Origin of the sequence: Pseudomonas sp. 24 E 13 (assembly GCF_900004715.1) — a bacterium.
GTDB classification, from domain to species: Bacteria; Pseudomonadota; Gammaproteobacteria; order Pseudomonadales; family Pseudomonadaceae; genus Aquipseudomonas; species Aquipseudomonas orientalis_A.
In genome coordinates, this window is the sequence record NZ_CVTO01000085.1 from 1 (window position 1) to 14,427 (window position 14,427).

Below are 14,427 nucleotides of genomic sequence, written 5' to 3' on the forward strand. Positions count from 1 at the left end.
CGGCCAGGGCCAGCAACTCCTGGTCGGCACGCCAGGTCAGGTAGGCGTTGGCGACGTTGGCCACCAGGCTCAACTGTGCGCTGCGCCGCGCTTGTTCGGTGCCCAGGTAAGTCAGCATGGCCTGTTCGCTGAGGCTGCGGACGCGGCCGAACAGGTCGAGTTCATAGGCACTCAGGCCCAGAGTGGCGGAGTAGTTGGAGGTGATCGCCGACTGGCCGGTGCCGGTCACGCCCGCCGGCAATTTCTGACGCTTGCCGGCGGCCGTGGCCGACACCGCCGGGAACAGGTCGGCGCGCTGAATGCGGTACTGCGCCTGGAAGGCCTGCACATTCAGTGCGGCTACCCGCAGGTCGCGGTTGTTGGCCAATGCAGCGTCGATCAACGGCGCCAGCGCCGGGTCGTGGAACAGGTGGCGCCAGTCCACGGTGCCGGGCAGTGTGCCGGCCTGCGCCTGGCGGTACACCCCGTCCTGGGGGTAGTGGGTCGGCACGGGCGCGTCGGGGCGCTGATACTCGGGGATCAGCGAACACCCGCCGAGCATCCAGGCTGCGCCAACGGCGGCAAGGGTGAATTTTTGCATCAGGCGCCCACCATCCATTTGGCCAGGCCGTGTCGGCCACTCACGCCGAGCTTGGCGGCGGCGCGCTTGAGGTAGGTTTCAATCGAGCTGTTTTTCACACTGAGTTTTTCCGCGATCTGCGGCACGGTGCCGCCGGTCAACAGGCCCAGGCAAACTTCCTGCTCGCGGGCCGAGAGGGTGATGTCGCTCAGCGCCAGGCGCTTGTAGAACTCACGCTGCAATTGCGACTGCTCCAGCCCGATGGGCCCAGGCTCCGCCTCGGTGTGCGGCGCCTGGCGCAGGATCTGCACGTGGCGCTCCATCAACGGCAGCAAGGTTTCGGACAGGCACTTGAGAAACGACAGCTGCGCCAGGGAAAACCCGCGCTCGGCAGGCGGGCGGTAGAACGAAATCACACAGCGCCGATGGCCCTGGCGCGAGACCAGGTTGCACTGGTGCGAACTGCCGCGCGGGTGCGCGCTGTCGGCCTTGGCTTTCATCTGGATCAGCAGCGGGTCCTGCATGCGCAGCATCTGGCGCAGCAGCGGATGGTCGTCAAGCGAGTGCAGTGTCTGGGGCGCGGGCAGGTCTTCGTTCAGCCCGGCACTGCCCAGCAGCTTGATATCCAGCACCCTGTCGCGCAGCTCATCGAGGCTCCATTCGCTGAGGTCCACCAGATGAACCGGTATCCATTTGTCCACCAGGTGCAGCATGTTCGCGGCGAAATTGGCCTGGCCACTGCTGGAAATGAGCTTGCCCATTTCGGCGTAGAACTGTGGGTTCTGGGTGTCGGTAATACTAGGGGTCAGACTCATAGCCATCTCATCCTTGATGTCGAAAACCGTCAACGGAGGCCCTGGGTCTGTTCGGGGCGCTCCGTACTGCTTGAACGTAACTCGGCGTTCGAGATTTCATTTAGCCATAGCGATTTGTCCTACGTATGTAGCAGAAACGAGGGACACAAGCTGCCATAAAATCCGCGTCATTAATTCGACGTTTCTTACAGATAATTCAGCAGACGAAAAGGAAGGGCGAACCTTTAAAGATACTTAACATGCTGATAAATAAATAAAATACACAAATTAAAAAATACTTTTCAAATTAAACGTCGGACAGATATAGCCAATCTCCTACATGGCTTTCATCGTTTCAGCAATGAACCCTCAGACAAGCCCTTGTCGATCCGTTTGGATGTCCGGGTTTAGGGTGTCAGGCGCCTGTGCTTGACCATGCTCAAATCCGCTCAATTCGTGGTAATGGGCGACCCTGCGCGGCCAGTGCCTGACCCCCCATGAGAAGGATCTTATGACGCAACTTTCCAGCCCGCCGGCCAGCTTCCCCCTTACCGCCGCGCAACACGACATCTGGCTTGACCAACTGCGCGTGGGTCACTCGCCGTTGTACAACATCGGCGGTTACGTTGATCTGGCCGGCGCCGTCGCACCCGCATTGATCCAGCGTGCGATCGAGTTGCTGGTGGCCCGGCACGACGCATTGCGCACCCAACTGCACAGCGGCGCCGATGGCTTGCCCCGGCAAACCTTCGCCGCCGAATGGACGGTGGAAGTACCGCAGTACGACTTCTGCGGCTTGCCCGACCCCGAGGCCGCCGCCCAGTCCTTGATCCAGACGCAAATGGCCCGGCCCTACGCCATGAGCGGCGAACCGTTGTTTGGTTTTTTCCTGATCAAGCTCGACGACGATCATTACCGCCTTGGCACCCAGGCCCACCACCTGATCCTCGACGGCTGGGGGTTCGGCCAGATGCTGCAATCCCTTGCCCAGCTGTACACCGCCGTGCAGCACGGCCGGCAACCGGAGGGGGTGGCGCCGTCGTATATCGACTACATCGACACTGACCAGCGCTACCGGCAATCGGCCCGCTACGCGCGCGATCGCGACTATTGGCTGGACAAATACCAGGTGCTGCCCGAGCCGCTGCTCACGCCAAGGCACACCGCCAAGGCCGCGAGCAACACGTGCGTGCAACCCTTCCCGGTGGCGCTGCTCAAGCGCATGGAACACGTGGCCAGCCGCTACCAGGCTTCGGCGTTCCATGTGTTGCTGGCGGCGCTGTACGTGTATTTCACCCGTACCGGCCAGCGCGATGAATGGGTGGTGGGCCTGCCGATGCTCAACCGCTCCAACGCGCGCTTTCGCGCCACGGTCGGCTTGTTCGCCCAGGTCAGCGCGGTGCGGTTGCAGTTCAGCGAAGCCTTGAGTTTCGCTGAACTGGTGCGCGGTGTGCGCGATCAGCTCAAGCAGGACATGCGCCACCAGCGCTTCCCCCTCAGTGAGATGAACCGCGAACTGGGCCTGCGGCGTACGGATCGCGGACAGTTGTTCGACCTGTCGGTGTCGTTCGAGCAGGACGACCATGACCTGCTCTACGGTCAGGTGCAGGCCCGTGCGGTCAAGGTGTCCAACCACCATGAGCCGCTGCCGCTGGCGATTCACTTGCGCAGCAACCGCTACCAGGACACGGCGTGCCTGCATTGCGTCTATAACGAGGCGTACTTCGAGCAGGGCGACATGCAGGCCTTGGCAGAGCGCCTCACCGGCTTGCTGGAGCAGGGCCTGGCAGACACGACGCTGACGGTGGGCCAATTTGCGTTGCTGACGCCTCAGGACCAGGCCCGGTTGCAGCAATGGAATGCCACCGCGCAACCCAACACCGCGCCGCAGACCCTGCATGGGCGTGTCGAGGCTCACGCCGAGCGCACGCCGCACGCGGTTGCGGCGGTGTACCAGGCACGGCAACTGACGTACGCGCAACTCAACCGGCAGGCCAATGCGCTGGCCCACCAACTGTTGGCCCACGGCGTGCAGCCGGATGACCGCGTCGCGGTGCTGGCGCGACGCGGCCTGGAGACCCTGGCCGGGTTGCTGGCGGTGCTCAAGGCCGGCGCCTGCTATGTGCCGATAGACCCGGCCCATCCCGCCGAACGCTTGAATTATCTGCTGCACGACAGCGCGCCCGTGGCGGTGCTGACCCAGCGCGACCTGCTGCATCGCCTGCCGGCCCTGGGTGTGCCGGTGCTTGCGCTGGACGCCTCCAGCGACCCCGGCGCCGACGGCAACCCCCAGGTCGCAGTGACTCCGGCCCACCTTGCCTATGTGATTTACACCTCCGGCTCCACGGGCTTGCCCAAGGGCGTAATGGTCGAGCACCACAGCGTGTCCAACCTGGTGGACTGGCATTGCCAGGCCTTCGACCTGCACGCGGGCAGCCATACCGCCAGTGTCGCCGGTTTTGGTTTCGATGCGATGGCCTGGGAAGTCTGGCCGGCGCTGTGCGTCGGCGCGACCCTGCACCTGCCGCCCGCCCATGACGGCGCGGAAGATATCGATGCGCTGCTCCAGTGGTGGCGCGCCCAGCCATTGGACGTGTGTTTCCTGCCCACGCCGGTGGCCGAATACGCGTTCAGCCAGAACCTGGCGCACCCCACCTTGCGCACCTTGCTGATCGGCGGCGACCGCCTGCGCGGGTTCAACCGCGCGCAACGCTTCGACGTCATCAACAACTACGGCCCGACCGAAGCCACCGTGGTCGCCACCTCCGGGCGCGTTGACGCCGGCCAGCCGCTGCACATCGGCGCGCCCATTACCAATGCCCTTATCTACCTGCTGGACGCGCAACAACGGCCGGTGCCGGTTGGCGTCGTGGGGGAGCTGTATGTCGGTGGCCAAGGCGTGGCGCGCGGCTACCTGAACCGTCCTGAATTGACGGCCGAACGCTTTCTCGACGACCCCTTCAGCGGCGGCCGTATGTACCGCAGCGGTGACCTGGCGCGCTGGCTGCCGGACGGCAGCCTGGAATACCTGGGGCGCAATGACGACCAGGTGAAGATTCGGGGTGTGCGTATCGAACTGGGGGAAATCGAAGCGGCCCTGGCGACGCATCCGTCGATCAAGACCGCCGTGGTGGAATATCGCGAAGGGCAATTGCTGGCCTGGTTCATCGCGCATCACCCGGTGGAGATCGAAACCCTTCGCGCCCATCTGCACGTCTCGCTGCCAGATTACATGCTGCCGGCGGCCTACGTTCATCTTGACGCGTTGCCCCTGACCGCCAATGGCAAGCTCGACCGCAAGGCGTTGCCGGCGCCGACCCAGGCGGCCTTTGTCACCCGCCGCTATGAGGCGCCTCGCGAGGGCGTCGAGACCACCCTGGCGCAGATCTGGGCCGAGTTGCTGCAGGTGCAACAGGTCGGCAGGCATGACCATTTCTTCGAACTGGGCGGGCACTCGCTGCTGGCGGTGCAGCTGGTGCAGCGCATGCGCGAGGCGGGCCTGCAGGCCGATGTGCAGGTGTTGTTCGGCCAGCCCACCCTGGCCGCGTTGGCGGCGGCCAGTGACGGCGGCGAAGTGGCGGTGCCGGCCAATCGCATCCCGGCCGGTTGCACGCAGATTACGGCGGACATGCTTGCCCTGGCCGACCTCGACCAGCCCAGCCTGGACCGCATCGTCGCCGGCATCCCCGGTGGCGCCGGCAATGTGCAGGAGATCTACCCGCTGGCGCCGTTGCAGGAAGGCTTGCTCTATCACCACATCACCGATGAGCGCGATCCCTACCAGCAGCATGCGATGTTCAGTTTTGCGCGCCGCGAGCAGTTGGACGCGTTTGCCCAGGCGCTGCAACAGGTGATCGACCGTCACGACATCCTGCGCACCAGCCTGGTGTGGGATGCCCTTGAACAGCCGATGCAGGTGGTGTGGCGGCACGCGCAGTTGCCGTTCGAACCGCTGCGTGACCCCGCCCGGTCGCTGGACCTGCGCCACGCGCCGCTGATGGCCCTGGATTACGCCGAAGAACCGCACCAGCAGCGCTGGGTGGCCAGGCTGCGCTTCCACCACTTGGTCAACGACGCCACCTCGACCACCGTGCTGGTGGACGAAATTCGTGCCCATCTGCTCGGTCAACAGGCGCAGTTGCCGATGCCGGTGCCGTACCGCAACGTGGTCGCGCAGACCCGTTCAGCACAGCGGCAAGCGGCCCACGAGGCGTTCTTTCGTGAGCGCCTGGCGGACGTGGATGAACCGACGCTGGCCTTCGGCTTGCAGGAGCGCCAGGCGGATCGGGCTGAAATCGAAGAGTGCGTGCAGGCGCTCGATGCTTCACTCAACCAACGCCTGCGTGCCCAGGCTCGCGCGGTTGGGGTCAGTGCCGCCAGCCTGTTTCACCTCGCGTGGGCGCAGGTGCTCAGCCGCGTGGCCGGCCGCGAAGATGTGGTGTTCGGCACGGTGTTGCTCGGTCGCCTGCAAGCGGGCGAGGGCGCGGATCGTGCCCTGGGCATGTTTATCAACACCTTGCCGCTGCGCGTGCGCCTGGCCGGGCAAAGCGTGGCAGACGCATTGACCGACACCCATCAGCAATTGAGTGCCTTGCTCGTGCATGAGCAAGCCTCGTTGGCCCTGGCCCAGCGTTGCAGCCGCGCCGCGCCGCTGTTCAACAGCCTGCTCAATTATCGTCACACCAGCGCCGAGCCGGCGTTGAACCTGGTGCCGGGCATCGCCTTGCTCAGCAGCGAGGACATCCTCAGTTATCCGCTGATGCTCACGGTGGACGACATCGCTAGCGGCTTTCGGCTCAAGGCCAAGGCGCCGCGTACAGTGGGGGCCGAGCGTGTGCTGGGTTACCTCGCCACCGCGCTTGGCGCTCTGGTCGAGGCGTTGGAACAGGCGCCGGCGACTCCTGTGCGCGATGTGCAGGTACTGCCCTCCAGCGAGTTGCAACAGCTGCTGGTGGACTTCAACGCCACCGTCACCGCCTATCCCGAAACCCTCACCGTGCAAGCGCTGTTCGAGGCCCAGGCGCGGCAACTGCCGGATGCCGTTGCGGTGCAGGCAGGCACGCAGCAACTGACCTATCGCGAACTCAACCAACGCGCCAATCAGCTGGCCTTTCACCTGCGCGAGCAGGGTGTAAAGCCCGATTCGCGGGTGGCGCTGTGCGTCGAACGCGGGCTGGACCTGGTGGTGGGGTTGCTGGGGATTCTCAAGGCCGGTGGCGCGTATGTGCCGTTGGACCCAGGCTATCCCCGCGAACGCCTGGCCTACATGCTGCAAGACAGCCAACCGGTGGCGCTGCTGCTCCAGGCCGCCACCCGTGATTGTGTGCAGGATGTGGCGGTGCCGGTGATCGATTTCGACCACTGCAGCTGGCACCAGGCACCGGCCGACAACCCCGTGGTGCCGGGTTTGACGGTCGACCACCTGGCCTACGTGATGTACACCTCCGGCTCCACCGGCACCCCCAAGGGCGTGATGATCGAGCATCGCGGCCTGGGCAACCTCATGCACTGGGGCTCCCGGCTGTGCCCGCCGACCGCGGGTGGTGCCTTGCTGCAACGCGCGCCGTTCAGCTTCGACGGCTCGGTGTGGGAGCTGTTCTGGCCGCTGACCCAGGGCATGCGCCTGGTGCTGGCGCGACCCGACGGGCATCGCGAGCCGGCGTACCTGGCGCAGGTAATCCGCGAGCAGCGCATCAGCGTGATCAAGTTCGTACCGGCGATGTTGCAGCAGTTTCTCGAATTGGAAGCGTCAGCCCTGTGCACCAGCCTGACCGACGTACTGTGCGGCGGTGGCGAGCTGACCGAGGCCCTGGCGCGCGGGGTGCAGGCGCGCTTGCCTGGCGTGCGCTTGCATAACGTGTATGGGCCCACCGAAGCCACGGTGGACAGCAGTGCGTGGACCCTGGAACCGGGCGCGCCGGTGCCCGCGCTGCAACTGCCGATCGGCCGGGCGATCGACAACACCCGCCTGTATGTACTGGATGACCACGACAGACCGGTGCCGATGGGCATCAGCGGCCAACTGCACATTGGCGGCGTCGGGGTTGCCCGTGGGTACCTGGGCCTGGCCGAGATGACTGCCGAACGCTTCATCGACAGCCCCTTCGTCGCCGGCGACCGGCTCTATCGCACCGGCGACCTGGTGCGCTACCTGCCGGACGGCAACCTGGAATTCCTCGGGCGCAATGACTTCCAGGTCAAACTGCGCGGCGTGCGCCTGGAGCTGGGCGAGATCGAAGCGCGCCTGGCCGCTCATCCGGCCTTGCGCGAAGTGGCGGTGCTGATTCGCGACGAGCGCCTGGTGGCCTACTTCACCCTGCGCGAGCAGGCCCCCGGGCTGGACGCGTTGCGCGCCCATGTGCTGGAACAGCTGCCTGAATACATGGTGCCGGCCGCCTTCGTGCAACTCGAGAGCCTGCCGCTCAACCCCGCCGGCAAACTCGACCGCAAGGCCTTGCCGGAGCCGGGGCTGGAAGCGGTGATCAGCCGCGCCTATGAAGCGCCTCAGGGCGAGGTGGAAAACCTGATGGCCACCATCTGGGCGCAGGTGCTGAAACTGGAACGGGTAGGGCGGCACGACCACTTCTTTGAACTGGGCGGGCATTCGTTGCTGGCAGTCAACCTGGTGGCCCGCCTGCGCAAGGCCGGGCTGGAGGTGGATGCACGGACGCTGTTCAGCCAGCCGACACTGGCGCAACTGGCGGCGCGCACGCTGCCGCAAGCGCCGCCGGTGGAAGTGGCGCAAACCGCCATCCCCCAACTCAACCGCCGCCGCCGAATCTAGGCACACTGAGGGAGGTGGCTTGCTCCCGATGAAGGAGTGTCAGCAGTGGATGTATCAGCTGACCCACCGCCATCGGGGGCAAGCCCCCTCCCACATTTAACGGTGTTGCCTGCCCCACCGCTGAACGCCGTCAGCCTTGCATCTCAACCACCGCCGCCGAATCCAGGCACTGAAAGCGCCGTCTGTAGGAGCGAGCTTGCTCGCGAAAAACTCACAGGCACCGCGCTCATTCAGAAAGCACGCGTTATCGTTGACGTTTTTCGCGAGCAAGCTCGCTCCTACAAAAAGCCTTGAGTGACTGGCATTGGGGCTTGCCCCCTTCCACTCAATGCCCGTCGGGAATAAACGCCACGCTCCCCCCCGATCGACTCTTGAATAACCGCTCGCCATTGTCCGGCTGCGTCGTGACCACTTGATGATCAGCCGCCAAAAATGCCAACGGCTGGGGGTCTTGCCTGGAGTACTGCGCAACGATAATCGTGTGTTGCGGATCGAACCCCTGGCCGCTGGTTTTTTCCAGCCAGGCCATGAACGCGGCGCTGTCGCCCTGGCGCGGGAAGTCTTGGTTTTCGCTGACGTAGTAGAACGGCTTGCCGCCGTTTTGCAGGTACATCGGCAACTTGTTGTCCACTTCCACCAGCACCAGTTGCCATTGGTTCCAGGGTGCGCTTTTCACGGCCTGGGCTTTTACATCCTCGGCAAAGCGAGTGACGCCGCCGTTGCCGGTGCTCCAGGGGTAGATCACACCCAGCACCAACAGCAGCAGGCCTGCGGCGATACCGAAGCCTTTTTGCCAGCGCGGCCACCGGGCCGGTTGCTGGTGCAGGCGTTCGCTCAGCCACCAGGCGCCGAGCAGTTGGGCAAATGGCACCAGGGGCAGTACGTAGTAGCTGCGTCGGCTGCCGCTGGCGGTGAAGAAGACGAACAACAGGCCCAGGCCCCACACCAGCCAGCGCACGTTGGGCGGTGTATGGCGCCAGTGACGGATGGCGAGCCATGCGCCGAGCACCCAGCACGGTGCCCACGGCAGGGTGTAGGCCGGCAGGTAGATCAGGTAGGTGTAGATCGGGCCCATATGGTCGAAGGGGTCGAAGAAACGCACCACGTTTTCGCGAAACACCAGTTGCAGGCCGCTCTCGCCGTAGGTGGGGGCGCCGTAGAGATGGGACAGTACGAAAGGAATCGCATAGAACGCGCCGGCGATCAGCAGCGCCAGTACCAGCCTCGGGTTGAGATGGCGTTTGTAGCGCTGCTGGCTGAGCAGATGCGGCAGCAGCACCAGCCCCGGCAGCACGAACCCGATCAAGCCTTTGAACAGCGACGTTGCCGCCAGCAACAGGAAGAACACGGTATAGCGCCCAAGCCGGGTGTCGTCCGGCCCGCGCCAATACCACCAGACTGCCGCCAGCACGCCGCACACGGTCAGCACATCGGCGGTGGCCACCCGGGCCCAGAACAGGAAGTAGAAGGTGGTGGCAAGCATCCAGCCCGCGATCAGTCCGGTGCCTTTGCGAAACAGCTGTTCGCCGATCAGGTACACCAGCCAGATGCTCAGCCAGGCCGCGATCACCGATGACAGGCGCAGTGACCAGGGACCCAGGCCGCCCATGATGTTGGCCAGACCGGTGATCAGCCAGTAGGAGGGCAGGGGTTTGTCGTAATAGGGCGCGCCCTTCAGGTACGGATCGAAGTAGTCACCGCTTTGCAGCATCTGCAGGGCGATGTTCGCCCAGCGCGTTTCCGGCCCCCACAGGTCGCGACTGCCCAGGCCCAGCAGCAGGAGCAAGGCCGAGACGCCGAGCAATAAAATGAGGGCGCCGCGTTCGGTTTTGCACAAGCGCATGGGCTTTTCCTGTGAGGGTGATCAAGGTTGTTGAGGGTAAATCGTCAGTACCAGGTTGCCCTTGCGGTAGCGCTTGCCACCGCTCGGCAGTTGGCCTTCTTCAAGGTGTTCGCTGGTGTTCTTGACGCGCATCAGCACGCCAACCGAACCCTGCGTTCGAGCATCCTTCAACCAGGACTGAACGCTGTCCAGGGTGACCTTGCGCTGTTGCGTATCCGGGTAATCCAGGCCGTAGCGCAGTTCCCCCGCAGTGTTGTAGAACGCCACCTGCGGCCGGCGCAGGCGCCAGGCCAGGGCCGCCGCCGAACCCAGTTCATTGCTCAGCAGAGCACGGGTGTGTTGCAGTTCATCCAGATGCTCAAGCACGAACGGGTCGGGCATTTCATTATCCGCAATGATCTGCGGCATGCTCGCCGGCAGCAGCGCCACCAGCAGGCCGATACCCAGGGCCGGCATCGCCCATAACGTCAACGGGCGCATCGCTTGCAGCAGGTTGGCCAGGATCCAGCCGAGCAGCACGATAAAGGCCAGGGACAGGTTGAACATTTCGGCGTGGCTGTTGCTGTAGATCGGGTTGGCGATCTGCAGGTAAATCAGCGCCACCATGGCCGTCATGCCGAGGATGAAATTGAGCGTGCCGTTGATGAAGATCGCACGGGTTTTGCGCTGGTTGAGCAGGTCGATCAAGGCATGGCCCATCAGCAACGCCAGGGGTAACAGGCACGGCATGATGTAGGTGGGCAGCTTGCCGCTGCTCAGGCTGAAGAAGCCCAGGGGCAGCAACAGCCACAGGGCCAGAAAGGCTATGGCCGGCTCGCGCCTGTGTTTCCAGGCGTTGAGCAGGGTGGCGGGCAGCAGACCGGACCAGGGCAGGCACGCCACCACCATGATCGGCAGGAAAAACCACCCTGGCCGCACATGCTGTGCAGTGTCCGAGGCGAAACGGCGGATGTGTTCATGCCAGAAGAAGAAACGCCAGTAATCCGGTTCGCGCCCATGGATCGCCAGCGCCCACGGCAGGCAGACCAGCACCGCGACCAGGATCGCCAACGGGCCGTAGCGCAGCAGCTCGCCGACGCGGCGCTGCCAGATCATATAAGGCAGGGCGATCAGCACCGGCAACAGCCACGCCAGAAAGCCCTTGGTCATGAAGCCCACGCCGCAGGCCAGTCCCAGTATGGCCCAGGCTCCCAGGCGCGCGCGCGGCGTGGTGCCGTCGAGCGCAAACCAGAGGGCGACCAGGCTCAGGTTGACCCAGAACGTGAATTGCGGATCGAGGTTGGAATACCCGGCTTGCCCGGCCACCAGGCCAAAACTCATGTAGAGCAACGCGCAGGCAAAGCTTTTGCGCGGGTCGTTCCACAGGCGGCGGGCCATCAGGTAGGCCAGCAGCACGCTCAACGCCGAGGTCAGGACAGAGGCGATACGCACGCCGAACAGGTTCTCGCCAAACACGGCCTGGCCCAGGGCGATCAGCCAATAGCCCGCAGCCGGTTTCTCGAAATAACGCACCCCCATGAAGTGCGGTGCTACCCAGTTGCCGCTTATGAGCATTTCCTGGCTGACCTGGGCGTAGCGGGTTTCATCCGGGGTCCACAAACCGTGCAAACCCAACGGCAGCACCAGGAAAATCACCAGGCCAAGCACCAGCACCGGCAAGGGCTTCAATCGGGTCATGAACACCTCGCTGCTTGATATTCAGGGGCAGGCGCGAAGTTTGAATAATCAACGGCGTCGAACATTAAGATAATCACTGATTCATCAGAAAAGTTAGGGCGTCCTGAACTAACAGGCGCGCTTAAAATGCCAGACGCGGGCTGTCGTTTTGCTGAACGCACTACTCGGCAATATGTAAAAAAGTGTATTTAAAGTTGTTTCAGTGCGGCCGCCCATTCCTGACTTTTCATAGTGCCGATGGCTTTGAGTTTGCCGTCGGGCAATACCTGCACGAACACGGCGCTGCCGTACTCGGCAGCCCGTGCATGGGGATAGCCGAGGGCCTCCTGCAAGTCACTCATGCAGGCGCTGTGGGTGATCAGCATCAGGTTGCGCCCCGCCTGTTTATGGCTGAGGGCTTCTTCGCCCATGGCGTCACCGCAGATGGCGAGGGGGCCGGGGGACAGCTCGGTCTTGCCGAACATGAACAACGACGTTTGCGCGGTGCGCGTGGTGGGGCTGCTGAGCACGTCGGTGCGCTCCATGCCCAGTGTTTGAAAGGCTCTGCCCAGGGCGGCCGCGCGTTGCGTGCCATTGACCGTCAGGCCGTCGGTGGGTCCGTAGCAGGGATTGTCCGAGCGATCACAACGCTCTTCATGCCGCACCAGCACGATCAGGTCGCCGTTGCGCCAACCGGCCAGCACCCCGGAAGTGACCAGGCGGTTGCCTGTGCCCAGATCCTGCGGTGACCTTGGCCAGAATAAAAAAGCGCTCAGCAGCAGGGCGAATACGATGACGCCCGCCACCGGCACGCGGAATTTTCTCAGGCGCTGTAACCTCGCCCTTCGGGGTTTGGTCAGGGTAATGTCTGCCACGCTGTTCACCATAGGTACACGTAATTGTTTTGTTGTTAAAAGACCGGCGCAACTCATACGGCAGATGTTCCTGGTGGAGCAAAAGCCTGTCACAAGGCTGCTGTCTTTCAGCTGAACATATGGGTATTAAGAAGCAACGCGTGGGGCAACTTTAAAGTTGTCTGTTAGTGCTGCGAGGGTGGGGAATTTAAAGTGTTCGGAGTGGGCAGGCGGTGAAATCAATGTGAAAAAATTGCGTGGGAACGTCCATCAGCCGTTATTCTCGTTTGCAGTCCTTAACCCGAGCGTTCGTATGTTGCAGGTAGAAGGTGTTGTTAAAAATTACGCCACCCCCCAAGGCCCGCTGACAGTTCTTGCGGGTGTCGACCTGCACCTGGGGGCGCGCAGCAGCCTGGCGCTGATGGGCGAGTCGGGCAGCGGCAAAAGCACGTTGCTGCACCTGGTGGCCGGGCTGGATCGGGTGGATGGCGGCAGCATTCTGATCGGCGACCAGCGCCTGGATCGCCTCAACGAAGGGCAACTGGCCCAGTGGCGGCGCACCGAAATCGGCCTGGTGTTCCAGCAGTTCAACCTGATCGGCAGTTTGCGTGTGGAGGACAACCTGGCGTTTCAGGCGCGCCTGGCCGGGCGGTTCGATGCGCAGTGGCAGGCGCAGTTGGTGGAGCGCCTGGGCCTGGGCGATTTGCTCAAGCGTTACCCGGAACAGCTCTCCGGCGGCCAGCAACAGCGGGTGGCGGTGGGGCGTGCACTGGCGTCGCGCCCCGGCTTGTTGTTGGCCGATGAGCCCACCGGCAATCTTGACGAAACCACCAGCGATGAGGTGCTGCAACTGCTGCTCGACCTGTTGCGCGACAGCCCTACCAGCCTGTTGATGGTCACGCACAGCCCGCGCCTGGCCGCACGCCTGGATCAGCAGGTGGTGTTGCATCACGGCCGCGTCGTGCCGATGGAGCCGCGCTGAGATGGCAGTGTTCTACTGGGCGCTGCGTGCGCTGTTGAGCCATTGGCGGCGCCACCCGGTGCAGTTTTTCAGCGTGCTGACCGGCCTGTGGCTGGCCACCGCGTTATTGACCGGGGTGCAGGCCCTCAACAGCCAGGCGCGGGACGGCTACGCGCGGGCCAGCCAATTGATCGGCGGCGAACCGCAAGCCAGCCTGAGTGCGCCGGACGGTGCCGGATTCGCGCAAGCCGTGTTCGCCGAACTGCGCCGTGCCGGGTGGCCGGTGTCACCGGTGGTGCAGGGGCGGGTGGTGCTCAAGGGGCATGAAGAGCAGCGTCTGCAATTGATGGGCATCGAGCCGGTGTCGTTGCCCGGCAGCGGCAGCGTGGCGGGGCAACGCTTGAGCCAGGCGCAGATACTGGCGTTTTTCGACGCGCCGGGGCGCACCTGGATTGCCGCGCAAACCTTGCAGGCGCTCGGCCTGCAGGAAGGCGAGCAACCGCTGACGGCCAACGGGCAACGCCTGCCGCCGCTGCAAGTGCAGCCGGACATGGCCCCCGGCATGCTGCTCACCGATATCGGTTTCGCCCAACCGTTGCTCGACATGCAGGGCCGGCTGTCGCGTCTGCTGCTGGACAACACCTTCGCCGCCCGTCATCCCACACCACCTGCCGGGCTGCAACTCAAGCAGGGCGACGACAACAACCTTTCGCGCCTCACCGAAAGCTTTCACCTGAACCTCGACGCCCTGGGCTTTTTGTCCTTTGTGGTGGGGCTGTTTATCGTGCATGCGGCCATCGGCCTGGCCCTGGAGCAGCGCCGGGGCCTGCTGCGCACCTTGCGTGCCTGCGGGGTCAGCGCACGCCTGCTGATCCTGAGCCTGGGCGTGGAGCTGGGATTCCTGGCGCTGCTGGGCGGCGTACTCGGCGTTGCCAGCGGATACCTGCTCGCCAGTCTTTTGCTGCCGGATGTGGCG

General features: G+C 64.0%; 8 protein-coding genes. 3 read left to right on the forward strand and 5 right to left on the reverse strand.

What is annotated here, in order from left to right; genetic code table 11:
• Window positions 1-580, reverse strand: a 580-nt coding sequence (locus BFP90_RS04900; protein WP_176718012.1) for a TolC family protein, incomplete at its 3' end; no start/stop codon positions are given.
• Window positions 580-1,374: a helix-turn-helix transcriptional regulator gene (locus tag BFP90_RS04905; protein WP_065892412.1), complete on the reverse strand. Its 795-nt coding sequence runs from the start codon at window positions 1,372-1,374 to the stop codon at window positions 580-582. The genes BFP90_RS04905 and BFP90_RS04900, both read right to left, overlap by 1 nt.
• A gap of 490 nt (window positions 1,375-1,864) precedes the next feature.
• Here BFP90_RS04905 and BFP90_RS04910 point away from each other — a divergent pair, with 490 nt between their 5' ends.
• Window positions 1,865-8,137 carry a non-ribosomal peptide synthetase gene (locus BFP90_RS04910; protein ID WP_065896122.1) on the forward strand — a complete coding sequence of 2,091 codons (6,273 nt, stop codon included), beginning with the start codon at window positions 1,865-1,867 and terminating at the stop codon, window positions 8,135-8,137.
• 325 nt (window positions 8,138-8,462) lie between these two features.
• On the opposite strand, the gene BFP90_RS04915 is transcribed toward BFP90_RS04910, so the two are convergent.
• From BFP90_RS04915 to BFP90_RS04925, 3 genes are all read right to left on the reverse strand, one after another.
• Window positions 8,463-9,980: an ArnT family glycosyltransferase gene (locus tag BFP90_RS04915; RefSeq protein WP_065896123.1), complete on the reverse strand. Its 1,518-nt coding sequence runs from the start codon at window positions 9,978-9,980 to the stop codon at window positions 8,463-8,465.
• A 21-nt stretch (window positions 9,981-10,001) separates the two neighbouring features.
• Window positions 10,002-11,657, reverse strand: coding sequence for a lipid IV(A) 4-amino-4-deoxy-L-arabinosyltransferase (arnT, locus tag BFP90_RS04920; protein WP_065896124.1), 1,656 nt, complete (start codon window positions 11,655-11,657; stop codon window positions 10,002-10,004).
• Window positions 11,658-11,845: 188 nt separating this feature from the next.
• Complete coding sequence (locus BFP90_RS04925; RefSeq protein WP_065896125.1) at window positions 11,846-12,523, reverse strand: lipopolysaccharide core heptose(II)-phosphate phosphatase PmrG; 678 nt, start codon at window positions 12,521-12,523, stop codon at window positions 11,846-11,848.
• 280 nt (window positions 12,524-12,803) lie between these two features.
• Between BFP90_RS04925 and BFP90_RS04930 the strand changes: the two genes are divergently transcribed.
• Both BFP90_RS04930 and BFP90_RS04935 read left to right on the forward strand, forming a co-directional pair.
• Window positions 12,804-13,472 carry an ABC transporter ATP-binding protein gene (locus tag BFP90_RS04930; protein ID WP_057721635.1) on the forward strand — a complete coding sequence of 223 codons (669 nt, stop codon included), beginning with the start codon at window positions 12,804-12,806 and terminating at the stop codon, window positions 13,470-13,472.
• 1 nt (window position 13,473) lies between these two features.
• The coding region (locus tag BFP90_RS04935; protein WP_176718013.1) for an FtsX-like permease family protein at window positions 13,474-14,427 on the forward strand (954 nt) is incomplete at its 3' end.

Excerpts from the sequence above, each read along its gene's own strand:
- BFP90_RS04905 (WP_065892412.1), bottom strand. The coding sequence starts at position 1,374 with ATGAGTCTGACCCCTAGTATTACCGACACCCAGAACCCACAGTTCTAC.
- BFP90_RS04910 (WP_065896122.1), top strand. The coding sequence starts at position 1,865 with ATGACGCAACTTTCCAGCCCGCCGGCCAGCTTCCCCCTTACCGCCGCG.
- BFP90_RS04915 (WP_065896123.1), bottom strand. The coding sequence starts at position 9,980 with ATGCGCTTGTGCAAAACCGAACGCGGCGCCCTCATTTTATTGCTCGGC.
- arnT (WP_065896124.1), bottom strand. The coding sequence starts at position 11,657 with ATGACCCGATTGAAGCCCTTGCCGGTGCTGGTGCTTGGCCTGGTGATT.
- BFP90_RS04925 (WP_065896125.1), bottom strand. The coding sequence starts at position 12,523 with ATGGTGAACAGCGTGGCAGACATTACCCTGACCAAACCCCGAAGGGCG.
- BFP90_RS04930 (WP_057721635.1), top strand. The coding sequence starts at position 12,804 with ATGTTGCAGGTAGAAGGTGTTGTTAAAAATTACGCCACCCCCCAAGGC.